At 38.2% G+C, this 22,948-nt stretch carries 26 protein-coding genes; 22 read left to right on the top strand and 4 right to left on the bottom strand.

The genetic code is table 11. The annotated features are described in order from the left end of the window. The first annotated feature begins 1 nt into the window (after position 1). From spoIIAB to lysA, 7 genes are all read left to right on the top strand, one after another. A complete protein-coding gene (gene spoIIAB, locus AC4G3K_RS01720) occupies positions 2 to 448 on the top strand; it encodes an anti-sigma F factor (protein WP_491075558.1) in 447 nt (148 codons plus the stop codon). Between the two features lie 13 nt (positions 449 to 461). After that, positions 462 to 1,217: an RNA polymerase sporulation sigma factor SigF gene (gene sigF, locus AC4G3K_RS01715; RefSeq protein WP_491075557.1), complete on the top strand. Its 756-nt coding sequence runs from the start codon at positions 462 to 464 to the stop codon at positions 1,215 to 1,217. A gap of 150 nt (positions 1,218 to 1,367) precedes the next feature. Then, positions 1,368 to 1,973, top strand: a complete 606-nt coding sequence (locus AC4G3K_RS01710) for a stage V sporulation protein AA (RefSeq protein WP_491132243.1) — start codon at positions 1,368 to 1,370, stop codon at positions 1,971 to 1,973. Continuing rightward, positions 1,966 to 2,379, top strand: a complete 414-nt coding sequence (locus AC4G3K_RS01705) for a stage V sporulation protein AB (protein WP_491075555.1) — start codon at positions 1,966 to 1,968, stop codon at positions 2,377 to 2,379. The genes AC4G3K_RS01710 and AC4G3K_RS01705 overlap by 8 nt, the downstream gene beginning before the upstream one ends. Positions 2,380 to 2,400: 21 nt before the next feature. Further along, positions 2,401 to 2,973 (top strand): stage V sporulation protein SpoVABEA, encoded by a 573-nt coding sequence (spoVAEA, locus tag AC4G3K_RS01700; RefSeq protein ID WP_491075554.1) that lies wholly within the window; start codon positions 2,401 to 2,403, stop codon positions 2,971 to 2,973. Further along, on the top strand, positions 2,963 to 4,438 hold the full coding sequence (locus tag AC4G3K_RS01695; protein ID WP_491132242.1) for a spore germination protein: 1,476 nt from the start codon (positions 2,963 to 2,965) through the stop codon (positions 4,436 to 4,438). Before spoVAEA ends, AC4G3K_RS01695 begins: the two co-directional genes overlap by 11 nt. Positions 4,439 to 4,543: 105 nt before the next feature. Next, positions 4,544 to 5,851 carry a diaminopimelate decarboxylase gene (gene lysA, locus AC4G3K_RS01690; RefSeq protein ID WP_491132241.1) on the top strand — a complete coding sequence of 436 codons (1,308 nt, stop codon included), beginning with the start codon at positions 4,544 to 4,546 and terminating at the stop codon, positions 5,849 to 5,851. A gap of 40 nt (positions 5,852 to 5,891) precedes the next feature. Here lysA and AC4G3K_RS01685 read toward each other — a convergent pair whose 3' ends face one another. Further along, positions 5,892 to 6,764: a DUF1002 domain-containing protein gene (locus AC4G3K_RS01685; protein ID WP_491132240.1), complete on the bottom strand. Its 873-nt coding sequence runs from the start codon at positions 6,762 to 6,764 to the stop codon at positions 5,892 to 5,894. Between the two features lie 383 nt (positions 6,765 to 7,147). Between AC4G3K_RS01685 and AC4G3K_RS01680 the strand changes: the two genes are divergently transcribed. Further along, a complete protein-coding gene (locus AC4G3K_RS01680; protein ID WP_491075550.1) occupies positions 7,148 to 7,513 on the top strand; it encodes a GNAT family N-acetyltransferase in 366 nt (121 codons plus the stop codon). Positions 7,514 to 7,547: 34 nt separating this feature from the next. On the opposite strand, the gene AC4G3K_RS01675 is transcribed toward AC4G3K_RS01680, so the two are convergent. Beyond that, positions 7,548 to 8,072 (bottom strand): DUF309 domain-containing protein, encoded by a 525-nt coding sequence (locus AC4G3K_RS01675; protein ID WP_491132239.1) that lies wholly within the window; start codon positions 8,070 to 8,072, stop codon positions 7,548 to 7,550. 178 nt (positions 8,073 to 8,250) lie between these two features. Then, complete coding sequence (locus tag AC4G3K_RS01670; RefSeq protein WP_066107625.1) at positions 8,251 to 8,346, bottom strand: YjcZ family sporulation protein; 96 nt, start codon at positions 8,344 to 8,346, stop codon at positions 8,251 to 8,253. Positions 8,347 to 8,520: 174 nt separating this feature from the next. On the opposite strand from AC4G3K_RS01670, the gene AC4G3K_RS01665 reads away from it, so the two are divergent. From AC4G3K_RS01665 to AC4G3K_RS01645, 5 genes are all read left to right on the top strand, one after another. Continuing rightward, positions 8,521 to 9,288, top strand: coding sequence for a segregation/condensation protein A (locus AC4G3K_RS01665; protein WP_491132238.1), 768 nt, complete (start codon positions 8,521 to 8,523; stop codon positions 9,286 to 9,288). Next, complete coding sequence (scpB, locus tag AC4G3K_RS01660; protein WP_491132237.1) at positions 9,275 to 9,853, top strand: SMC-Scp complex subunit ScpB; 579 nt, start codon at positions 9,275 to 9,277, stop codon at positions 9,851 to 9,853. The genes AC4G3K_RS01665 and scpB overlap by 14 nt, the downstream gene beginning before the upstream one ends. Before the next feature lie 13 nt (positions 9,854 to 9,866). Then, complete coding sequence (locus tag AC4G3K_RS01655; RefSeq protein ID WP_491075546.1) at positions 9,867 to 10,238, top strand: hypothetical protein; 372 nt, start codon at positions 9,867 to 9,869, stop codon at positions 10,236 to 10,238. 239 nt (positions 10,239 to 10,477) lie between these two features. Continuing rightward, on the top strand, positions 10,478 to 10,966 hold the full coding sequence (locus tag AC4G3K_RS01650; RefSeq protein WP_491075545.1) for a DUF3907 family protein: 489 nt from the start codon (positions 10,478 to 10,480) through the stop codon (positions 10,964 to 10,966). Between the two features lie 176 nt (positions 10,967 to 11,142). After that, on the top strand, positions 11,143 to 12,012 hold the full coding sequence (locus AC4G3K_RS01645) for a superoxide dismutase (RefSeq protein ID WP_491132236.1): 870 nt from the start codon (positions 11,143 to 11,145) through the stop codon (positions 12,010 to 12,012). 360 nt (positions 12,013 to 12,372) lie between these two features. On the opposite strand, the gene AC4G3K_RS01640 is transcribed toward AC4G3K_RS01645, so the two are convergent. After that, positions 12,373 to 12,819 (bottom strand): GNAT family N-acetyltransferase, encoded by a 447-nt coding sequence (locus AC4G3K_RS01640; RefSeq protein ID WP_491132235.1) that lies wholly within the window; start codon positions 12,817 to 12,819, stop codon positions 12,373 to 12,375. A 472-nt stretch (positions 12,820 to 13,291) separates the two neighbouring features. Between AC4G3K_RS01640 and AC4G3K_RS01635 the strand changes: the two genes are divergently transcribed. The 9 genes from AC4G3K_RS01635 to AC4G3K_RS01595 all read left to right on the top strand — a co-directional run bounded on the left by AC4G3K_RS01635 (position 13,292) and on the right by AC4G3K_RS01595 (position 22,834). Beyond that, positions 13,292 to 14,419 carry a D-alanyl-D-alanine carboxypeptidase family protein gene (locus tag AC4G3K_RS01635; RefSeq protein WP_491132648.1) on the top strand — a complete coding sequence of 376 codons (1,128 nt, stop codon included), beginning with the start codon at positions 13,292 to 13,294 and terminating at the stop codon, positions 14,417 to 14,419. After that, positions 14,412 to 15,005, top strand: coding sequence for a nucleoside recognition domain-containing protein (locus AC4G3K_RS01630; RefSeq protein WP_491132234.1), 594 nt, complete (start codon positions 14,412 to 14,414; stop codon positions 15,003 to 15,005). Before AC4G3K_RS01635 ends, AC4G3K_RS01630 begins: the two co-directional genes overlap by 8 nt. Continuing rightward, on the top strand, positions 15,005 to 15,535 hold the full coding sequence (locus AC4G3K_RS01625; protein ID WP_491132233.1) for a spore maturation protein: 531 nt from the start codon (positions 15,005 to 15,007) through the stop codon (positions 15,533 to 15,535). The genes AC4G3K_RS01630 and AC4G3K_RS01625 overlap by 1 nt, the downstream gene beginning before the upstream one ends. Before the next feature lie 225 nt (positions 15,536 to 15,760). After that, positions 15,761 to 16,486 carry a 23S rRNA pseudouridine(2605) synthase RluB gene (gene rluB, locus AC4G3K_RS01620; protein ID WP_491075541.1) on the top strand — a complete coding sequence of 242 codons (726 nt, stop codon included), beginning with the start codon at positions 15,761 to 15,763 and terminating at the stop codon, positions 16,484 to 16,486. Positions 16,487 to 16,576: 90 nt separating this feature from the next. After that, positions 16,577 to 17,104 carry a thiol-disulfide oxidoreductase ResA gene (resA, locus tag AC4G3K_RS01615; RefSeq protein ID WP_491132232.1) on the top strand — a complete coding sequence of 176 codons (528 nt, stop codon included), beginning with the start codon at positions 16,577 to 16,579 and terminating at the stop codon, positions 17,102 to 17,104. Between the two features lie 16 nt (positions 17,105 to 17,120). Continuing rightward, positions 17,121 to 18,755 carry a cytochrome c biogenesis protein ResB gene (resB, locus tag AC4G3K_RS01610; RefSeq protein WP_491132231.1) on the top strand — a complete coding sequence of 545 codons (1,635 nt, stop codon included), beginning with the start codon at positions 17,121 to 17,123 and terminating at the stop codon, positions 18,753 to 18,755. A gap of 3 nt (positions 18,756 to 18,758) precedes the next feature. Continuing rightward, positions 18,759 to 19,937: a c-type cytochrome biogenesis protein CcsB gene (gene ccsB, locus AC4G3K_RS01605; protein ID WP_491132230.1), complete on the top strand. Its 1,179-nt coding sequence runs from the start codon at positions 18,759 to 18,761 to the stop codon at positions 19,935 to 19,937. Positions 19,938 to 20,336: 399 nt separating this feature from the next. Further along, entirely contained in the window at positions 20,337 to 21,056 is a 720-nt protein-coding gene (locus AC4G3K_RS01600; RefSeq protein ID WP_491075537.1) for a response regulator transcription factor, read from the top strand. Then, positions 21,056 to 22,834, top strand: coding sequence for an ATP-binding protein (locus AC4G3K_RS01595; protein WP_491132229.1), 1,779 nt, complete (start codon positions 21,056 to 21,058; stop codon positions 22,832 to 22,834). Before AC4G3K_RS01600 ends, AC4G3K_RS01595 begins: the two co-directional genes overlap by 1 nt. Positions 22,835 to 22,948: the final 114 nt, after the last annotated feature.

The raw sequence follows: 22,948 nt of genomic DNA, 5'->3' as shown, positions 1-22,948 counted from the left end.
AATGAAAAATGAAATGGCTATAGAATTTTCAGCATTAAGCCAGAATGAATCTTTTGCCCGAATTACAGTAGCAGCTTTTATTGCTCAATTAGACCCAACCCTTGATGAATTAACCGAAATTAAAACAGTTGTATCAGAAGCGGTTACCAACTCTATTATCCATGGATATGAAGGTGATTCTCTTGGGAAGATCTATATCACTGTCACCTTGGACCTAGAGGAAGAAACAGTAGAACTGACGGTTAGGGATGAAGGAATTGGAATCAGAGATATCGAAGAGGCGAGACAGCCGTTGTATACGACGAAGCCAGAATTGGAAAGGTCCGGAATGGGCTTTACCATTATGGAAAACTTTATGGATGAGATTTTTATTGAATCATCCAGAGGTGAAGGAACAGAGGTAAGGCTCATGAAAAATCTTTCTAAAAGCAAAGCTTTATGTAATTAAGGAGACTAATACAATGGATGTGGAAGTCAAAAAGGGTAAAAAGACCGCCCAGCTTAAGGACGAAGAGGTAAAGAAACTCATACTTCAAAGCCAGCAAGGTGACCAATTAGCTAGAGACGAAATCATCCAGAAAAACATGAGGCTTGTATGGTCAGTTGTACAAAGATTTCTTAACAGAGGATATGAACCGGATGACTTATTTCAAATCGGGTGTATTGGTTTAATGAAATCTGTAGATAAATTTGATTTATCCTATAATGTAAAATTTTCAACCTATGCAGTGCCAATGATTATTGGAGAGATTCAACGTTTCATTCGTGACGATGGCACGGTAAAAGTCAGCCGATCATTGAAGGAAATGTCCAATAAAATCAGAAGAGCGAAGGATGAATTATCCAAGCAGTTTGGGCGAACGCCAACTATATCTGAAATCAGTGAGTATTTGGATTTAACCCCTGAGGAAGTTATTATGGCGCAGGAGGCCAGCAGAACACCTTCTTCTATCCATGAAACAGTTTATGAAAACGATGGGGATCCCATTACATTGCTCGACCAAATCGCGGATAGTTCTGAGGCAAAATGGTTCGAAAAAATTGCTTTGAAAGAAGCAATTGCCTTATTGGATGAACGGGAAAAATTGATTGTCTATTTGCGTTATTATAAAGATCAAACCCAGACAGAGGTTGCAGAGCGGCTGGGCATCTCACAGGTACAGGTGTCCAGATTAGAAAAGAAGATCTTAAATCAAATGAAAGACCGTATGGACTAGAGTGCTGGTTCGTGCGGTTTTTTTATTTTTAAAGACTTTCTATCTCTTTAAACTAATTTACGATTTTTGGTATGGTTCCTAATTATTCTAACCATACTATATATACATGTAAATCAGGAAATGGGGATGAACGTATTCATGGAGGAATGTGTGTATATCCGTTTAAAATATCGGGCTAAAATCTTACCCAATCATCCGATAAGACTTTCTGATATTGCCAATATCATTGGGACGGATCATGTTAAAGAAAAGGTTGGAAACCTAATCTTAGGTGAATTTTCAAAGAATAAAAATGTTTTTATTCTCGACGTAACGGATGTTCTCCAAGCGATTTTTCAGCATTTTCCCGAAATGAAAATGGACACCTTTGGCCCATCACAAACCATTGTAGAGGTAGAACGTACAAAGAAAAAAGTATCGAATCTTTTGTTTATTCTTGTGTGGATCGTTCTTTTTTTAGGGGCGGGTTTTGCGATTATGAATTTCCATGAGGATGTCAGCATGAGGCTGCTGCATGAACGCCTCTATTATATGATTACCGGAAAACATTCGGCAAACCCTCTTGTATTTCAGATACCCTATTCATTTGGACTGGGTATTGGGATGATTCTGTTCTTCAATCATATTTTCACGAAGAGATTAAATGATGAACCCAGTCCAATGGAAGTAGAGATGTTTAACTATCAGCAGGATTTAGATCAATACATTATTATGAATGAAAACAAACAAGCAATCACTCCTGTAAAAGATGACTGAGTTTGTTTTTGTACTGATAGTTGGATTCTCAGCTGGGGTTTCGGTTGGAGCCGGATATGTTGCTTTCCTGACTGTGCTTAATATTATCCCGAGACTTACACAGCTTACGAAGGTTCGTTCTGTCCATTATTTTGAAAGTGCTGTTATTCTCGGAGCAATTGGAGGAACCATATCCAGCTTATGGGATTTCTCATTTGGGGTAAGTCCTTTCATCCTTGCTGTCATGGGAGCATTTAGCGGTGTTTTTAATGGGATGCTGGCTGCAGCTCTGACGGAAGTATTAAACGTCTTTCCGATTTTGGCAAAAAGGATTGGGATGCAGGATCGGATCCTATATATCCTGATGGCACTTGTCCTCGGAAAAATAACCGGATCGCTATTTCAATGGATTATTTATAATCAATAAGCGTTAGAAGGCGGTGAAGAGTTGAAAGGGAAGAGAGATATTATCATCATCACAGATGGTGATGAATATGCAAAAAAAACAATTGAACATGTTGCAAAGGAAATCGGTGGCCGTTGCATTTCGGCCTCTTATGGAAATCCGTCAACCGTAGATGGACCTCGACTGATTAAACTCATTCAATCTGCTGCCTACGATCCGGTTTTGGTTATGTTTGATGATAGTGGTTTGGTCGGAGAAGGGACGGGTGAGAAGGTCATGAAATATGTGGCTGAACATCCGGCTGTCAATCTCCTTGGTATTATAGCGGTTGCTGCCAAGACGAAACAGGCTGAATGGACCAAAGTAGATGTTTGTATTGATCGTGAGGGTAATCTTACAGAATTTGGCGTTGATAAATTTGGAGTACCGGAAATGGATGTTAAACGAATCAATGGAGATACAGTCTATTCAATTGATTCCATTGATGCACCTATCGTGGTCGGAATTGGCGATATAGGCAAAATGTCAAAATACGATGACATAAAGATAGGAAGCCCTATTACATTAAGTGCCGTAAACCTTATTCTCGAAAGGAGTGGATACCATGCAGGCTAATCAGAAGCAGAAAACCCCCATATCTACTGACTTACAGGCCGTAAAGCAATACATGGAGAAAAATGTAGGTCTCGGAGTAAGTTTTGATTTAGGAGTAAGGGAAATCCTCATTCGTGATACTATGATTCAAATTTATTATGTTAATGGACTATGTGATACAAGCTATATCATAGAGATTATGCAGACATTAACTGACATGAATGAACAAGAAGCGACTGACAAGGATGACCCCTCCATTTATGAACTGGTTAAAAACCGTATAGTAGACCAATCCGTTGTGGTCGTTCAAACGATGGATGAAATGGTGGATCAGGTTCTATCTGGGTTAATATCCGTTATTGTAGCAGGCAGCGGGAAAGCTCTTATTGTAGATGTAAGAAGTTATCCAGGAAGACAGCCCCAGGAACCGGACACAGAAAGAATCACACGTGGAGCAAGAGATGGATATGTAGAAAATATTATTATCAACACTGCACTGACACGCAGAAGGATACGCGATGAACGATTGCGGTTTGAAATTATGCGTGTTGGGGAACGCTCCAAAACAGATATTGCTATAGGATATATTGACGGGATTGCTAATCCAAAGCTCGTTAATATAATCCGGGATGAATTGAAATCTATCAAGATTGATGGATTGACCATGGCCGAAAAAACGGTTGAAGAATATTTGGTCAATCAAGGGTATAATCCTTATCCAATGGTTCGCTATACGGAGCGGGCTGATGTCGGAGCCAATCATTTACTTGAAGGGCATGTCCTTATTTATGTGGATACATCGCCAAGCATCATGATTACACCGACGACCTTTTTTCATCATGTACAGCATGCAGAGGAATACAGGCAGGCAGCTTCAGTGGGCACCATTCTTAGATGGTTCCGTTTTCTCGGTGTTTTTGCTTCTCTTTTTATATTGCCATTATGGTTATTATTTGTATTGGAACCCCATTTGCTTCCAGAAAGTATGAAGTTTATTGGGCCGCAAGAGGATGCTCATGTTCATATTCTATTACAGATTGCAGTAGCGGAAGTTGGAATCGAACTGCTTAGAATTGCGTCGATACATACACCTGCTCCTTTATCATCGGCCATGGGACTTATTGCTGCCGTCCTAATTGGACAAATAGCCATTGATGTTGGCTGGATGGTGCCTGAGGTATTACTTTATGTAGCCATTGCATCGATTGGCAGTTTTGCCACTCCAAGTTTGGAACTTGGCTTGGCCAATAAATATATGCGCTACCTAATTTTAATTTTTACTGCTTTATTCCATGTACCAGGGTATATGATTGCGAATACCCTTTTTATTTTTTTCCTAACCAGATTAAACACGTTATCTACACCTTATTTATGGCCATTTATTCCATTTGCACCCAAAGCCCTTTCGAATATTATTATAAGAAAACCGGTGCCTGGCAGGCATTTAAGACCGCGTTTCCTACATCCGGTCGATCGTACAAAATAATTCATTTTGAAGTTAAGACATTAGTGTGATAAAGTAGTTATACTATTCAAAAAACAGACAGCTTAAAAGCTGTCTTTCTTTTTTAACCTTCAAGGGGGAGATTTCATGCATTTTTACGGAACAGGGAAAATGAATGATCGGGGACATTTGGAAATTGGGGGAGTAGATACGGTTTCTCTGGCGGAGGAATATGGGACACCGCTGTACATATATGATGTAGCGTTAATTAGAGAACGGGCAAGAATGTTCAGGAATACTTTTCGTCAATTGGGAATTAGTGCCCAAGTGGCATACGCAAGTAAGGCCTTTTCTTCGATTGCGATGTTTCAGCTTGCTATAGAAGAGGGTTTATCATTAGATGTGGTATCTGCCGGTGAATTGTATACAGCCCTCCAGGCAGATTTTCCGGTTGAGCGGATTCATTTGCATGGAAATAATAAAAGTGTAGAAGAATTAAAAATGGCACTTGAAGTAGGGGTAGGTTGTATTGTCGTCGATAATTTTCATGAAATCGCTATTTTAGAAGATTTATGTAAAATGGAAAATAAAACATGTTCGATTCTTTTACGGGTAACTCCCGGAATTGAGGCCCATACTCATGATTATATTTTAACAGGCCAGGAGGATTCTAAATTCGGCTTTGATCTATGGAATGGCCAGGCTGAAAAAGCACTTCAAACGGTACTCGCAAGTAAGTGTTTTGAGGTATTGGGTATTCACTGCCATATAGGATCGCAAATCTTTGAGACCACTGGTTTTATTTTAGCTGCTAAAAAGATCAGTGAACAAATCGCAAATTGGAACCAAACATATGGATACTCTCCAAAGGTATTAAATTTAGGTGGTGGTTTTGGCATCCGTTATACGGAAGAGGACGAACCCATTCCGGTCTCTCGTTATGTAGAGGAAATTGTAAGAGAAGTAAAATATGATTTTGAAGAAGCTGGACTGTCTATGCCAGAAATTTGGATTGAGCCTGGCCGGTCGTTAGTTGGGGATGCGGGAACAACCATTTATGAAATCGGTTCAAGTAAACAAGTTCCCGGAACACGTAAATATTGGGCAGTTGACGGAGGGATGAGTGACAATATTCGTCCTGCTCTCTATCAGGCTAATTATGAAGCTGTACTTGCAAATCGCCTGAATGATGAAGTATATGAAGAAGTGGCCATAGCAGGGAAGTGCTGTGAAAGCGGAGATATGTTAATTTGGGATCTTCCGTTGCCAAAGGTTGAGCATGGTGATTTGTTGGCGGTATTTTGCACTGGGGCTTATGGATATTCCATGTCTAATAATTACAACCGGATTCGTCGTCCCGCCGTTGTATTTGTAGAAAATGGAACGTCACGTCTGGTTGTAAGGAGAGAAAGCCTTGAAGATTTGATAAAAAATGATATCCCATTATATACATAAAAACAGGCTGCCAAACGTTTGGCAGCCTCGTCTTATTATATTAGGAGAATAATGACTTAATAGCATCGATTAGACTTACAAAAAATGCTTTTAATTTATCAAGGAAGGATTGTCCTTCTTCTGATTTAAGATAATCTGTCACTTTATCTTTTGCTGCATTTAATTGATCTCCAACTTTATTCCAGTCGATTCCTAAGTCCTGCAGCTTGTTAAATAAATCTAGTAAGCTCTGAATCTGTTGCTCAGTTAACGTAATACCAAGCTTTTCTGCGGCTTTTTCAATGATGGTGCGCAGTTCTGCATCATTTTGAGGTGGATTTACAGCCATCTCTTCTTTAATCGTTTCAACCAGTGATGTCGCTTCATCCGTACCGATTTGGTCACCTAATTTAGCGGTTTCAACCATTTCCTCATTGGCCGCTTGTTTTTGTTCCTCGGTGATTTTTGTGTCCGTTGTGACTTCGTATGCTTTGATTAATCCCGTTAAGGCAGCCGTACCGGATACTTCAAAAGGAGCGGTAACGTAAATCTCTGCATCTTTTATACCGGCAGTGGCCAGAGCGTTTTTGTACATATCTTCTGTTACCCAGTTGATATTCTTCGTTTTGACCGTAATTCCGGAATCTTTGGCAGCAATCGTAATCGATGAAGAGGAGAGCGCTTTTGTACCGATAAGTCTGCTTGAAATTTTTCCATCTAAATAATTATGCTCTTCTGAATTAGAGACCGTCACAATCTCCACATTTTTAGGAGCATCCATTTCAGCTAATAGTAACTTTTTTTGTTCCTCAGTCAAGTTTTCGCCAAGTGTTACGACCATATCTCCTCTTTGCATATCGGCCGAAACGATGCTGGGAATTAGAAAGCTAACTGCCAGTAAAACTGACATGAATTTGAAAAGCTGTTTTTTCATTATGATAACCTCCCGTACTAGTTAGACGTAAAAAAATGAAGAATGTTTCATTTTTTTATGTATTTTTAGGTTTTCAGGCAAACAGATTGCCAATTGTGTTAACTCTGTCATATTATAATGGAATTGGTAGAATGTCTATCCTTTCTTGCATTCTTTTACAGTTCCTCTCATCCATTTTGATTGTGTTTATACCGGAAATAGGCATAACACGATACGTATTTTAGCTATTTCAATATAAAATTAGTTCTGCTGACATGAAAAAAAGATTTTATTTTTAGCTGACAGAAGTGGAATTGTGCCAGTTGAATTCATAGGTAAAAACAAGTATGATAAAAAAGATTATTAAATACCATTCTATTATTCTCATTTAATGAGGGATCAAAATGCTAATTAAGTACAAGAAGAGCTTTGAAAAAATCGCTATGGGCTTATTATCTTTTATGCCTGATGAAAAAGATTTAAAGAAGCTCCAGAATACTGTAAAATCATATGAAACAGAAGCAGACAGGCAATTATACCTTTGGAAACAAGAGGAAGATTTTATTGGATTAATAGGGATCGATCTTGATGGACATACTGTCACGGTAACAGATTTATCTGTTAATCCTTCCCATAGAGGCCAGGGAGTCGGTCATGAGATGGTACACTGCCTGACGGAACTATATGCTGGATACGAAATTAATTCCAGGGATATCACTGCAGATTTCATGGCTAAATGTTTGGATTGTGAAGCTGATAGTGAAGCATAAAAAATAGAGAAACCCATTTTACCAGTGGGTTTCTCTATTTGTTTTTACTTCGTTTCTTAAGTTGATTGAATCTTTCCTGTATAACATCTGTACGATCGCGTGTGGTGTGTCGGTTCACTAATGAGGAGTCGGAAAGATTACTGGTGCTATGCCATGTATACCCATATTCTTCGCACATCGTTTGGCAGGCTATTAGTAAATCTGGATCATTAATCGGCAGGAACGGGCTTTTGTATGGTACGTTATTTTGTACATTATGTATGGACCGATCCAGCAAATGGAGTACGTCATCTGAATCCAAGCCTAATCGGTTTACTTTCTCAGGCTGTTTTTGCAGAATTTGCTTTGCTTTTTGTAAGGTGCGAAGTGCTCCTGAATGATTTGCTCTCCGGTAATGGTACATACCTACAGCTAGCTGGATAAATCCGACCCACACAGAATTACGGTCCAACGGGACATGTTTTTTCCAGTACTCTTCAAGTATTTCGTGACATTCAAAATAATCCCGGCTGCCTTGAAATTCTACTGCGTATTGAATGAACTCTTTTGGTACGTTCATATTTCTATTGTCACCTCATTGTCTCTCTACTATTATAGATAAATATACATGAAAAAATGCTTATGAGGAAAGGATAAGGATTCCAAATGGAGAGAGAAGTGCGGCTGGAAGCAGCATTTAAATAGAGACAGACCATCAGCATAGTCGACAGTCTGCTCCATAGACGTTCATAGATTGATTAACACCAAGCTACTCCGACAATCACGAGTAGAATAAATAAAACTACGATTAGCGCAAATCCGCTACCGTAACCTCCAACTGCGCCATCTCCCATATGTGAATCCTCCTCTTTGGATCTTTTCTTTACATTGTCATACTATGTGATCCATACTGGGATGTATGGGCTTTTGCCCACCTTTTTTAGAAAATCAAATTGTTCATTCTATTGGAAAGAACGCGGAGTTAAACTATACTTAGAATAGTTTAAAAAGTAGGAGCCTATAAAGAGATGAGTTATAAAATAAAAATAGATGCATTTGAAGGACCGCTCGATTTATTATTACATTTAATAAATCGATTAGAAATAGATATTTATGATATCCCGGTAGCAGAAATTACTGAACAATATGTTGCTTATATCCACACAATGAAAGAATTGGAATTAGACATAGCCAGTGAATTTTTAGTCATGGCGGCAACTCTCTTAGCCATAAAGAGTAAAATGCTGTTACCTAAGCATGAAGAGGAATGGGATGAGGAAGAGGATGAATTCCTGATGGGGGAAGACCCTCGTGATGAATTGGTGACACAGCTCTTAGAGTATAAAAAATATAAAGAAGCAGCGGATGAATTTAAAAATTTAGAAGCTGAAAGAGCGTTATTGTTTACCAAACCACCGATTGATCTGTCGCCCTATACGGATGATGTAAAAACAGAGCGCCAGGATTTAGATGTCAGTTTATATGATATGCTGAGTGCGTTTCAAAAATTAATGAGACGTAAAAAACTGAAAAAACCATTACAAACCCGTATAACGCGTCAGGAAGTTACGATAGATAAACGGATTCAAGAATTAAAGGATTATCTTAAAGGTAAAAGAGAAAAGGTCCTATTCACTTCCCTGTTTGAAACAGAGGAAAAGGCGCATTTGGTTGTTACTTTTCTTGCTGTTCTGGAATTGATGAAGCAAAATCAAGTACAGGTGGAACAAACAAATAACTTCGAAGATATTTTCATAGAATGGAAGCAGGAGGATTTTACAGTTGGATACCGTTAATTGGAAATCACTATTGGAAGCACTACTTTTTGCAGCAGGTGATGAAGGGTTATCTCTTGAGCAAATATCATCTGTGTTGGAAGTGACAGTTGAAGAAGCAAACGAAGCAATCAATGACCTTAAAGAGCTGTATGAAAATGAAGATCGAGGAATCTGTGTTGTTGAATTGGCCGGTGTATTTCAATTGGCAACGAAAAAAGTTCACGCTCCTTATTTAAAAAAGCTTGTTGAAACTCCTTCCTCACACACACTTTCACAGGCTTCATTGGAAACATTGGCAATCATCGCCTATAAACAGCCTATTACAAGAATTGAGATTGAGGCTATTCGCGGTGTCAAAACAGAACGTCCTTTGCAAACCTTAATGGCCAAGGTTTTAATACAGGAAGCTGGCCGCGCGGAAGGAGCAGGAAGACCTTATTTATATGGAACAACCAAAGAATTTTTGGATTACTTTGGCCTAAAATCTCTGGACGAACTGCCAGCATTGCAGGATGACATAGAGGATGGATTTAACGACGAGGAAGCAGATTTATTTTTCCATAAATTTCAGGAAATAGAATAAAGGGGGACGGAACTTGGAAGTCTTGTCATGTATAGGATTTGAGTTAGAGAAGGAAAAGCCCAATTCACCCGAGGATTTTTTCAATCGTTCAACCGTGACATACAGGCAAAATGGTAAATTAAAAGAGTTCCAAGTCATTTATATTCGCTATTTTGAAGAAGTTTTGTTCAAACAAGAGAATTTATCTTCAGTTAAGGAATTGCTGACTGATTATACAATAAAAGATATCTTTGCCCTCATCTGTCTATTAAAAAATTCACACTTTCAAGAAAGAAAAAGGGTTTATATTAACTCAGAGTCGCTCTTTTTGAACATGTTTAACAACTTACCATATAACCAGATTAGAGAAATTTTAATTAAAATGAATAATAATCCAAAAGTTTGAACCGGGATTGTCGTATAATAATGTAATTTAATCATCGCTACGCGTTATTCAACAATAAATACTGGTTAGATATGGTAAACTATTAGTAATTGAATGCACTGAATACCGTAAGCAGGGATTGTTAAAAGTTGTTCTTTTTAGAGCGTATTTATGCTTGTGGTTCTGGGAAGTCAATGGACATGTGTGATATAGGTTACTTACTTTATTAAAGGGTTTGAATTTTTAAGGGAGGGTTCCGGTTGGGTAATACACTAGTAAAGAGCCAGTTGGAAGATGTAACATCATTTTTGGAGCAAACAGTATTATCTCTCGAGGTTTATATGAATACGACGACAATAGATCGTCTAATGGATGAAAAAAGCGGAGACGAGCTTTATTATAAGGGGTTGCTTTCAACTATACGCAAGCTGTTGGTTTATTGTGAAGAAGGCTTGGAGGCATGCAGAATCGTTCTAAAAAATGAACCATTTAATAAAGGGGCAGCTGAGCGTGTTCTTTACCGCATCTATCATCAATGTATCGAAGAATATTTTGCGCCAAAAAGTGATTTATGGTTTGAGGATAGCCGTTCAGCGTATACAGGGCACAACTGCATAAAATTCCGTGAAGACGCCCCTGAAAGCCTGAAAATCCTCATTACGAAACTGGAATTTGATATTCAAAAAATAAGAGAAGAACTTGAATACTATGAAACGGATTATCGGACAAAGATGGTTCAATCAAAGTAACAGGATAAGCAGTGCGATTACTTTATGTGTAATCGCATTTTTATTTGGAATTTTTATTGGTATTCATTGTTTGGTTATACACAGATAATGAAAATTCCACCCATTTTCAATTTAAAAAGCGAGAACTGAACCAACCTTCGTTTGAATATAGTAATACGACGGGGAGGTTGATGAGCATGAATCCTTTTAAAAAGTATTGGGAAGAGCTGGATAAATGGAAGGAATCGATTGTAGAATGGGCGATGGATCGAGATGAATCAATCCGAAATGTGATAGTAGAAAGGGTTAATCATCTAAATGTCTATTTAAACAGTATTAAAAACAAAATTCCATCCCAAAATGAGCTATTACAGCTTCAGAATATGGTGGAGGACATGGATGATTCTGTTCAAAAAGTGATTATTGGCGACTCTTATGTTCCGCCTGGAAGACATGCTTTGCCACCTTTACCATATTCCTATGATGCATTAGAGCCTTTCATAGACCGAGAGATTATGAAATTGCATCATACGATTCACCATCAGACTTATGTGGATGGTCTGAATAAAGCAGAAACCAAAATGAAAGAGGCTCGCGATAAGGATGAGTATGATCTTTTGAAGCATTGGGAAAGAGAAGCTGCTTTCCATGGTTCAGGCCATTATTTACACACTATTTTTTGGTACAATATGAAGCCTGACGGCGGAGGAGAGCCATCAGGTGAATTAATGAAGTTTATTAAAAGGGACTTTGGCACTTTTGCGAAGTTTAAGAAAGAATTTACAGAGGCTGCTAAAAAAGTGGAAGGCGTTGGATGGGCTCTTTTAGTATGGTCCAACCGAGCACATCGCCTGGAAATTTTACAATCTGAACGACATATGATTCTTACGCAATGGGATACCATCCCTTTATTGGTACTAGATGTTTGGGAACATGCTTATTATTTGCAATACAAAACAGATCGTGCGTCCTATATAAATAATTGGTGGAATTTGGTGAACTGGGACGATGTGAGTCAAAGATTCGAACAGGCACGGAAAATCGGCTGGAAGATTTATAAGAAATAAATGCATGGTGCACAGATTATTTTAAAAGACTGTTTTCTTAAAACTTTGCTTATGCACAATAATTGATTCATATTCTGCTGCAGGTTACTCACTTTCTGAGGGGCGAAAGCAGCCTTTTTAAATGGCAATTATTTATGATTTTTATTGTTGGTTGAAATCACGCTGTAGATTGTCTGCTTACCGTATGTATAGCCGTTCATAACAGACTTCGCGATTAGTAACCACCTATATAAAAAAACAGAAAGAAGGCCATTTATTCTTGTATTCAAGAATAAATGGCCTTCTTTGAGTGATTGGAAAAGAAAAAAAGAATTTCCAAAGGGAGGAGGTATATAATAGAAGAACTTTATAACCACCCTTTTACCTCAGTAAACTTTTTTCAAGTACAATTTTATGTAATCCATTTGAATCCACATACGTTTCGATAATATCAAATCCACTTTTTATATTTAAAACTAACATACTGCGCCATTTATTCATTGTTTTTGTTTGAACAATACTATATCCATTAGCCTTAAGATAAAGATGTTGATTTTCCATCAACTTAGTAGCAATACCGGATTTTCTATAGTTTATATCTACTCCACCTAACCAACTATAAAATTTATCTTTATTTAATTCATATCCAATCTTATAGCCAATCACTTTCTTGTCATCCATAGCAGTAATCACTAACAATTTAGGTTTGCTTACCATTTTGTTAATCAAATCTTCAGAAGTATTGAAATTACTTTTATGTAGTTCTAGGATTCCTATTAATATATCAGTATCTGGCATTGAATTAAAAACCATATAATTAAGATTCAAATAATTTCTCCTTTCTGCCAATTCTACATACTATAAATTCTCTATTTATAAGAAATCCCTCATCTGCTAAACTGCTCTGTTTGTTAAAGAAGCTATCTTAAATAAATTTTACTATACAATGGAAATAAAAATCCTCTTTTATAATGTTAAAGAAACAATAATCTTTCCGAAAATAGCCTGAAAGAAAAACCAATAAATGACTTACCAGACGTCAGAAATAATGGTTCTTTCCCCATTCTATAAAACCATTCCTTCCTTGCACACTTACTCATAATTACCTGTCTCTATATAAATTGATTCTGTTTAAGAATCTCTATGCATAGACTTGTACAAAAACATGGAGGGGACGAGTATGGTGAAAGGGTACTCTTTCAAATATAAACGGTACATAGATAGATTAAATCGAAATCCTGCTAAAAGGACTCATCCATTCAGCTTAGTGCAGTGGAAAGTGACAGGTATAGTCCTCATCATGATTCTGCTTTTGGCAAATTTTCTTTCGCCGGTAAGTCCAGTTTCAGCTCAATCCCAATCAATTGAAAAGATCCAAACAGGTGCCAAAAGTGCGATTATGATTGAGCAGAGTACTGGCAGAATATTATATGAAAAAGATGCCCATACAAAGCGAAGGATCGCGAGCATTACCAAAATTATGACTGCGGTTCTTGCGATTGAATCTGGAAAGATGGATGAGAACGTAACGATAACAGACTCGATTTTAAAAGCTGAAGGGTCAGCCATCTATTTGCAGGTGGGTGAAAAAATTAAATTGAGTGATCTTGTATATGGGCTTATGCTTCGGTCAGGAAATGATGCGGCCATTGCAATTGCTGAGTATGTGGGAGGAAGTGTGGAAGGATTCTCTGCTTTAATGAATCAAAAAGCAGAGTGGATTGGCATGGAGAATAGCCATTTCAGTAATCCGCATGGACTGGATGATTCAGATAACCATTATTCAACGGCTTATGATATGGCCATCTTAACCAAGTATGCGATGGGTAATAAAACGTATCAAAAAATTGCCGGAACCAAAATCCATCGAGCACCAAACCCAAATGAAGTGTGGGACCGAGTTTGGAAAAACAAAAATAAACTTCTGACCGAGAAATATAAATATTGTACGGGCGGTAAAACAGGGTACACAAAAAAAGCACGCCGTACATTAGTGACAACTGCAACAAAAGATGGATTGGATTTGATCACGGTTACGATAGATGATTCATCAGATTGGGCAGATCATATAGCCCTTTATGAAGCGGGATTTGCTAATTATGCTATGACTGAAGTAGTCCCAAGTGGAACGATAAAGACCATAAAAAGAGGGTTTTATAAAAACAAAGCTTATTTAAAATCATCACTTACCTATCCGCTTACGAAAGAGGAAATGGAGCAGATTGAAGTTAAGTATGAGTTAAAAAAGCCCAAAAAGCAGTGGAAAAAAGGGAAGAAGCTCCCATCAAAAATAGGGACAGCTAACGTTATTCTGGATGGCCGTACGGTAATCTCTAAACCCATTTATCTACATAAGAAAGATCAAACCGTCTTTGGCATATGGAAAGAAGTCTTCTATACTTTTTCAGGTGTGAAAGCAAATGGTTAATCATATTTGGGTTGGTATCAGTTTAATCGGTATCCTGTATGCCATGGTAACTGGAACAATGGCAGAAGTGAATGAAGCCATCTTTAAGAGCGCAAAAGAATCGGTTACCTTATGCTTTGGTTTAATGAGTGTACTTGTTTTCTGGCTGGGCATCATGAAGATTGCAGAAGAGGCAGGTCTGTTGGATAGTTTGACCCGATTGGTGAAACCAATAGTCTCGAGGTTATTCCCAGAGGTACCACCGGGTCATCCAGCGATGGGGTATATCGTATCCAATATTATGGCGAACACATTTGGATTAGGAAATGCGGCAACCCCCCTGGGAATTAAGGCAATGGAACAATTAAAAGAGTTAAATGGCGGCAAGGATACAGCAAGTCGCTCCATGATTACGTTTCTTGCATTGAATACCTCCGGGCTGACACTCATTCCTACGACCGTCATAGGAATCCGTATTCATTACAATTCAGCTAATCCAACAGAAATCGTAGGCCCAACATTTCTGGCGACTGTCATTGCGACGATTGCTGCGATTATCTTAGATCGCTACTTTTACTTGAAGAGAGCGAGAAAGGGGATTGACTAATGCACTGGATTTCGATTATATCCTTATGGATGATACCTACCGTTATTCTGCTCATTCTTGGAATGGCTGCTATAAAGAAGGTACCAACTTATGAGACCTTTGTAGAAGGCGGGAAGGAAGGAATCAAAATCACCTTTTCAATTATCCCCTATCTTATTGGCATGATGGTGGCTATTTCTATTTTTCGCGCTTCGGGAGCCATGGATTTGTTAATTAGTTGGATGAAGCCAGTATTGAATTTTTTGGGAGTACCTTCAGAGGTCGTGCCATTAGCGCTGATTAGACCAATCTCAGGAAATGCTTCACTCGGAATGGTCAGTGATCTCATTGCTACGTATGGACCTGATTCTTTTATAGGTAAGGTTGCTTCTACGATTCAGGGAAGCACAGATACAACGTTCTATGTTTTAACGGTCTATTTTGGTGCGGTGGGGATAAAGAAAATGGGTGATGCGTTAAAAGTAGGTCTTTTGGCTGATTTTGTTGGGATTGGTGCAGCAATCTTACTGGCTGGAATTATGTTTCAATAGACACGGAATTGTCACAAAATGGACAAGTTAGTCGAAAAAATAGTAAATTCTAGAAAAAATCGGTATAAAAAGCCGATTTTTTTGTGTTTCTTTGCAAGTAATGAAATAATATGCGTGAAAGTACATATCACTTTCACCAAAAACAAAGTATAATGAACAACTAGGTAGAATGCCTATTATTTGAGTAAAGAATACAGAAAAAGTAAAATTAGACAGGTGATTAATATGGAAAGATTACAAAAAGTGATAGCACAGGCTGGAATCGCCTCCCGAAGAAAAGCAGAACAATTAATCTTAGAAGGCAAAGTGACCGTAAACGGTAAGGTTGTCAAAGAACTTGGCGTTAAAGTTGGCCCGAATGAGCAGATAGAGGTAAGCGGTGTACCTGTGGAAAAGGAAGAACCGGTATATTTCTTGCTGTATAAGCCAAGAGGTGTCATTTCAGCTGCCAATGATGATAAAGGAAGAAAAACGGTGGTAGACTTAATCCCGCTTATTGAACAGCGTATTTACCCTGTGGGCAGACTGGATTATGATACATCAGGGTTAATCCTGCTTACCAATGATGGAGAGTTCGCTAATGCCCTTATGCACCCAAAACATGAAATTGAAAAAACGTACGTGGCAAAAATTCAAGGGATTCCTTCTCGTGAATTATTGAAGAGATTAGAACGCGGTGTCGAATTGGAAGACGGAAAAACTGCTCCTGCCAAGGTAAAATTGATTTCAATGGACAGGAGAAAACAATCTTCTATAGTAGAGCTGACTATTCACGAGGGAAGAAATCGACAAGTTCGTCGTATGTTTGAAGCAATTGGAATGCCAGTAATCAAACTGAAACGTGAACGATATGGGTTTTTAACACTCCACGGTGTAAACACTGGGGATTATAGAGAGTTAACACCCCATGAAGTTAAGCAGTTGCGTTATATGGCACTTCATAAAGATTAATTAAATCTAATCATAGCGCTGTTCTAAACAAATGCCTGTTTGGCAGCGCTATGATTTATGTATGTTTAGAACAGGGTGGAGGGATTTTTTTTGGCCAAACAAAGGCGTAAATGGATGAGAATGTTGGTACTGGCCCTTTTGGCTGGTGCAGTCGTTTATGTACTTTTTTCGAGCCTGACACTGGGCAAGGAAAAAACGCTGGAAATAAATGAAACCGCTCCAAACTTTGCTTTAACAGATCTCGAAGGGGTAAAGCATGTTTTGGAGGAATATAAGGGGCAAGGGGTATTTCTTAATTTCTGGGGTACATGGTGCAAACCGTGCGAATATGAAATGCCTTATATGCAAAGTCAATATGAAGTTTTTAAAGATAAAGGGGTTCAGGTGTTAGCAGTAAACGTCAATGAAGCGGATTTAGTTGTTCAAAAGTTTGTTGAACGGCATGGCCTTACATTCCCGGTTGTGATCGATAAAGATAATCAGGTACAGCAGCAATATTTAATTGGCAGCTTGCCGGCTACATTTTTAATCGATAAGAATGGGAAGGTAGTAGATTCAACAACTGGAAGTTTAACAGAAGAGAAGATACAAAAGATGATGGAGAAAATCCAGCCATAACAAGGGGTAAATAGGGATGAAAGAAATAACTTGTGAATGTGGTCATGTTAATCCATATGGAACCATATTTTGTGAAGCTTGCGGGAAGGTTCTCAATCAGGTAGAAGAAGATAAAAAATTATTGGATATGAAATATGAAGGCAGTGCCAGAAGATCCCAGACCTATAATAAATCGATGGTCGACAAAGTTTGGAATTTCTTCTCCTCTGTAAAGGTAGGCGTTACCTTAATTATCCTTCCGCTCATTGCGGCTTCTATTGGTACGATATTTCCACAAGAGATGTATATACCGAATGGAGAATCAGCTGAAACCTTTTATGAAAATCAATACGGCTGGTTCGGTAAACTGTATTATGCGTTAGGATTACATAATTTATATAGTTCATGGTGGTTTTTATTGTTAGTGTCCCTTTTGGGAGTGTCACTCGTAATTGCCAGTCTTGATCGTTTTATTCCGTTATACAGAGCGTTGAAGAATCAGAGAGTCATAAGAAATGAAGGCTTTTTGCGCAGACAGCGCATTTTTGGTGAAGGTGCGGTTGAAGAAGACAAAGAAACCTATGAATTAATTAAAACGAGATTAAAAGCGAAGCGTTATAATATAAGGGAAGATAATGGCAGTATTTTAGCCGAGAAGAATCGTTTTTCCAGGTGGGGTCCTTATGTTAATCATATAGGTCTTATCATTTTTTTAATTGGCGGAATGTTGCGTTTTATTCCTGGAATGTATGTAAATGATTACTTGAGAATTCCTGAAGGGGAAAAAAGGGCTGTACCTGGCACAAATGGGGAATATTTTGTTGAAAATCATGACTTTACCGTAGAAGTCTATGATAAAGATAAGGAAAAAGAAGAGTTTGAAGCAACATTGGACCGGGTTGGTACGGTCGTGAAAAATTATCAAACAGATGCCACTCTCTATCAGGCAGTAGGAGAGACTTTACCGGGTGAAGAAGTAAAGCTTAAAAAAATTAAGGATTATCCGATACGTGTAAATGAACCTTTAAAGTTTGACTCCTTTGCTCTGTATCAAACATCCTATGAAGAAAGCATGACTAATATGTCATTCACCTTAATTAATAAAGCAACCGAAAAGGAGTTTGGCAACTTAACAGTTGATTTGAATAATCCAAAGGAACGCTATGAACTTGGCAATGGCTATTCAGTACATTTGGAGAGTTATTTTCCGGATTTCGAATTCAATGAAAATGACCAGCCGACAACAAAAAGCCGGTTTCCCAATAACCCAGCCTTTATCTTTAAACTCATATCACCGGAGCATCCTGATGGCGAAGTTAGTTTTGTTGCGATTAAACAAACCCTTGAACCATTGGGTGAAACCGAATATAAGCTGAAGTTTGTGAATGTAGAAACAGGGTTTGCAACTGTTTTGACTGTGCGTAAGGATCTAACCTTATGGGTGTTGGGTCTTGGAGGACTCATCTTTATGATCGGGGTTATTCAGGGAGCTTACTGGAATCATAGAAGAATTTGGATACAGAAAAAAGGAAATAAAATTTTTGTGGCAGCTCATACGAACAAAAACTGGTTTGGCATCAAGCGGGAGATTAATGAAATAGTAGAGGGGACTTCTATTCCGTTACCGTATGATCAAACCGTAGGAGAAGAGAGCAAGAAAGAGGGGGAATAAAGAGTGGCAACATTGAGCAGTAATCTATTATATATTGCTTTTATTTTGTACTTAATCGCTACATTTGTATTTGCAGGAACAATAAAAGGTAAGAATGATAAGCGTAGTTATGATAATTGGGCTAAAGCTGGTATTATCATAACGATGATCGGGTTTGTTTCACAGCTGGGTTATTTTATCACTCGATGGATTGCTGGAGGACATGCTCCAGTCAGTAATTTGTTTGAGTTTACGACATTTTTTGGAATGATGCTTGTTGGTGCCTTTATTATCATTTATTTTATCTATAAAACTGCTATTCTGGGAGTGTTCGCTCTACCAATCTCGCTATTAATAATAGCGTATGCCAGCATGTTTCCAAGGGATATCTCCCCTTTAATTCCGGCATTAAAAAGTGACTGGCTGTATATCCATGTTACAACTGCAGCTGCAGGAGAAGCTATTTTGGCCATTAGCTTTGCTGTCGGGCTGATATATCTGATACGGTCTGTTAATCAATCAAAAGCTACAAAAAGTACATTTTGGCTTGAAGCTGTTTTATTTGGATTGCTTTGTACGGTAGGATTTGTTGCCTCGACCACTGTTTTTTCGTTAACTGATTATGAAGCTAGCTATAGTTGGACGAATAAGGATGGAGTAGAAGAAACAGCGGATTATACTATGCCAGCGTTTTTTGTCCCGAATGAAGCGAAGCTGGTTTCTGATTCAGGCATGGATCCATTAGTTGAACTTCCATTAATTATTAATGCGAAAAAACTCAATACAGTAGTTTGGTCTCTTCTTATTGGCACAGTACTGTATGGATTGATTCGTTTAATTGTACGTAAACGTATAGGAGCAGCTTTGAAGCCTTTAGTTAAATCAGTCAATTTAGATCTTCTGGATGAAATTGGGTATAGATCTGTTCTGATCGGATTCCCTGTATTTACGTTGGGAGCCCTAATCTTTGCCATGATTTGGGCGCAGATGGCTTGGTCCAGATTCTGGGGATGGGATCCTAAGGAAGTGTGGGCTTTAATAACCTGGCTATTCTACGCAGCCTTTTTACATCTGCGAATATCGAAAGGCTGGCATGGTGAAAAGTCTGCATGGCTTGCCGTAATAGGCTTTGTTATCATTATGTTTAATCTGGTAGCTGTTAATCTGGTTATAGCTGGATTGCATTCATATGCAAGTATGTAAGAAAAAGAGGGCTTCCTGATGAGGAAGCCTTTTATTGTTGCAGAAGGTTAAAGTTTAGGTATCATAATCTCATGCCAGTTTAGTTGCAGACCTGATAGAAACCTAAGTGTGAATGTTCCATATGAGGTGATTTCCTATTATTTTTATATGGAGCTTTCTTATGGTGAAAAAAATAGGATTTCCCGAGATAACCACACACTACCATGCTAAAAAACTGCTTCCGAGCGGGTATCTGTTAGAGGTAATATGATTATTAGATAAATTCATCTTTTTAAAAAGCTGTATTTATGTAAATATTCACTTTTCTATTCCTAAATTTTTGGTATCCATGTATAATAAAACAAGTATCGTGGATATATTTGTATAGTTATGAGTTTATACATAGAGGAGGTCCGGTTGATGGAAGAAAACAACATACGATTGCTTATAGTAGATGATGAGGACCGCATTAGAAGACTATTGAAAATGTATTTAGAGCGTGAAGAATATATAATTGATGAGGCAGATAATGGGGAAGACGCATTGGAACTCGCGTTGACGAATGATTATGATTTAATCCTTCTGGATTTGATGATGCCTGGTAAAGATGGGATTGAGGTTTGCAAAGAGTTACGTGAAAAAAAGGCAACGCCTGTTATTATACTGACTGCAAAAGGGGAAGAAGTTAACCGAGTGCAGGGATTTGAAGCAGGAACAGATGATTATATCGTAAAGCCGTTCAGCCCAAGGGAAGTCGTTTTACGGGTTAAAGCTTTGCTAAGAAGATCATCTAAAAGCTCTTATATTCAATCAGAGACATCGTCTAAAGATCTGGTGGTCTTTAAACATTTGACGATTGATAATGATGCTCACAGAGTTCTGGCTGATGGTGTTGAAGTTGCGTTAACTCCTAAAGAATATGAACTATTATACTTTTTGGCAAAAACGCCGGATAAAGTCTATGACAGAGAACAATTGTTAAAAGAAGTTTGGCATTACGAATTCTTTGGTGATTTACGTACAGTTGATACCCATATAAAGAGATTAAGAGAAAAATTAAATAAGGTATCTGAGGCTGCAGCTAGTATGATTGTTACAGTATGGGGCGTTGGATATAAATTCGAGGTAGTCAACGACTAATGTTCTGGAAAAGTGTTGTCGGAAAACTATGGCTCACTATTATCTTGCTATTCACTTTCGTTCTATTCATCTTAACTGTATTGCTCCTTGAATTTTTTCATAACCAAAGTATGGAGGAAGCTAAATCTTCTTTATATCAAACAGCAAAACAAGTGGAAGCCGTTTTAGAGGAAGATTCAGACATAGGCAAATCAACACAAATTATATGGCAAGTCATTGATGCGAATAAAGATATTGTGATAGTTTTGGATAAAAACGCCATATACAGTAGTTTGAATAATGTGAATAAGAATGAAGTCTATCAACTTTTCTCTCAGGATGAGACCTTAAAAAAAGCATTATTGGATGATAAGCAAGTTTCAGAAACTACCTATCTTTCATCTGTTCTGGGTGGAGATGATGTTACCCAAGGGACTATTGTTGGAATTCCTCTCGTTGTCCAGGGAATGGATGGAGCTATCTATGCCTTTCAATCAGTCGATTCCAGCGAGAGTACAAGCGCACAAACGACCATCTTTATTTTGATTGCTGTTGGAGTTGGTATTGTTTTAACAACCATCTTTGCTTTTTTCTTGTTATCGAGAATAACGGCTCCGCTAAGGAAAATGCGGGAAGCAGCCTTCGAATTAGCCAGAGGAAAATTTGATATGAAAGTCCCCATTTTAACAAATGACGAAATTGGTGAATTGGCGACTGCTTTCAATCAAATGGCACGGCAGCTGAAATATAATATGACGGCATTACAGCAGCAGAAAGAAAATTTATCGAATATTTTAATTAGTATGGCCGATGGAGTGATCACTTTCAACCGAGAAGGAGAGATCTTGGTAACAAATCCTCCGGCTGAGGACTTTTTAAGGTATAGCTATTTTGATGAAGCCAATCAAGAAAAACAGCATGGGCTAGAAGTTCCTGTTACTTTGAGGGATTTATTCCTTGAAGTTAAAGAAACAGAAAAAGGCAAAGTAGCTGAGATATCCACACAGGGACATGACTGGGTTATTCTCATGAATCCGCTCTACCGTCATAATGATGTCCGTGGAGCAGTTGCAGTTTTGCGGGATATGACGGAGGAACGTCGGCTTGATAAAATGCGTAAAGACTTTATAGCCAATGTATCACATGAGCTCCGGACACCGATTGCCATGCTCCAGGGATACAGTGAAGCAATCATAGATGATATTGCGGAAACGGCAGAAGAGAAAAAAGAAATGGCACAGGTCATATATGATGAATCTTTGAGAATGGGCCGGTTGGTCAATGAACTCTTGGACTTGGCAAGGATGGAAGCAGGACATCAAACTTTAACCATTGAAGAAGTAGAAGTTGGCAGTTTCCTCACAAGAATTTCAAAGAAGTTCCAAAGGACAGCTCAGGATAAACATGTAGCAGTCTTTACTACACTTGACCAGCCAGAAGCATTTATTCGAATAGATCCTGATCGGATTGAACAGGTATTTACCAACTTAATTGATAACGCATTGCGCCATACACCAGAGGGAGGCGAAGTACAAATAATCCAAAGAACGATGGATAATGGTACTTTATTTGACGTGAAGGATTCTGGTGTAGGGATATCTGAGGAAGAATTACCATTTGTTTTCGAAAGATTTTTTAAGGTTGATAAAGCGAGGACAAGAGGAAGATCAGGCACAGGCCTTGGTCTGGCAATAGCCAAGAATATTATTAAAGGCCATGGCGGTAAAATCGATGTGTATAGCAAGGTTGGACAGGGTACGACATTTACGTTTTTCCTGCCAACGAAAAAGAAGAATTAAGCAGATAAATCTTGTTACACAAGGAACGGTTAGATCAAAGCATATCACATGAGTGATGTGCTTTTTTGCATTTTGACTATGGGTTTTCTTATAAGCGATCTGAAAAAAGGTTGT

The organism is Bacillus sp. z26 (assembly GCF_058313635.1).
Note: the sequence above shows the minus strand (reverse complement) of the source record. Positions and strands in the feature narration are given on the sequence as shown.

What these genes read in the sequence shown, in the direction of transcription:
- spoIIAB (WP_491075558.1), top strand. Translation starts at nt 2, where the DNA reads ATGAAAAATGAAATGGCTATAGAATTTTCAGCATTAAGCCAGAATGAA.
- sigF (WP_491075557.1), top strand. Translation starts at nt 462, where the DNA reads ATGGATGTGGAAGTCAAAAAGGGTAAAAAGACCGCCCAGCTTAAGGAC.
- AC4G3K_RS01705 (WP_491075555.1), top strand. Translation starts at nt 1,966, where the DNA reads ATGACTGAGTTTGTTTTTGTACTGATAGTTGGATTCTCAGCTGGGGTT.
- AC4G3K_RS01695 (WP_491132242.1), top strand. Translation starts at nt 2,963, where the DNA reads ATGCAGGCTAATCAGAAGCAGAAAACCCCCATATCTACTGACTTACAG.
- lysA (WP_491132241.1), top strand. Translation starts at nt 4,544, where the DNA reads ATGCATTTTTACGGAACAGGGAAAATGAATGATCGGGGACATTTGGAA.
- AC4G3K_RS01685 (WP_491132240.1), bottom strand. Translation starts at nt 6,764, where the DNA reads ATGAAAAAACAGCTTTTCAAATTCATGTCAGTTTTACTGGCAGTTAGC.
- AC4G3K_RS01680 (WP_491075550.1), top strand. Translation starts at nt 7,148, where the DNA reads ATGCTAATTAAGTACAAGAAGAGCTTTGAAAAAATCGCTATGGGCTTA.
- AC4G3K_RS01675 (WP_491132239.1), bottom strand. Translation starts at nt 8,072, where the DNA reads ATGAACGTACCAAAAGAGTTCATTCAATACGCAGTAGAATTTCAAGGC.
- AC4G3K_RS01670 (WP_066107625.1), bottom strand. Translation starts at nt 8,346, where the DNA reads ATGGGAGATGGCGCAGTTGGAGGTTACGGTAGCGGATTTGCGCTAATC.
- AC4G3K_RS01665 (WP_491132238.1), top strand. Translation starts at nt 8,521, where the DNA reads ATGAGTTATAAAATAAAAATAGATGCATTTGAAGGACCGCTCGATTTA.
- AC4G3K_RS01645 (WP_491132236.1), top strand. Translation starts at nt 11,143, where the DNA reads ATGAATCCTTTTAAAAAGTATTGGGAAGAGCTGGATAAATGGAAGGAA.
- AC4G3K_RS01635 (WP_491132648.1), top strand. Translation starts at nt 13,292, where the DNA reads ATGATTCTGCTTTTGGCAAATTTTCTTTCGCCGGTAAGTCCAGTTTCA.
- AC4G3K_RS01630 (WP_491132234.1), top strand. Translation starts at nt 14,412, where the DNA reads ATGGTTAATCATATTTGGGTTGGTATCAGTTTAATCGGTATCCTGTAT.
- AC4G3K_RS01625 (WP_491132233.1), top strand. Translation starts at nt 15,005, where the DNA reads ATGCACTGGATTTCGATTATATCCTTATGGATGATACCTACCGTTATT.
- rluB (WP_491075541.1), top strand. Translation starts at nt 15,761, where the DNA reads ATGGAAAGATTACAAAAAGTGATAGCACAGGCTGGAATCGCCTCCCGA.
- resB (WP_491132231.1), top strand. Translation starts at nt 17,121, where the DNA reads ATGAAAGAAATAACTTGTGAATGTGGTCATGTTAATCCATATGGAACC.
- AC4G3K_RS01600 (WP_491075537.1), top strand. Translation starts at nt 20,337, where the DNA reads ATGGAAGAAAACAACATACGATTGCTTATAGTAGATGATGAGGACCGC.
- AC4G3K_RS01595 (WP_491132229.1), top strand. Translation starts at nt 21,056, where the DNA reads ATGTTCTGGAAAAGTGTTGTCGGAAAACTATGGCTCACTATTATCTTG.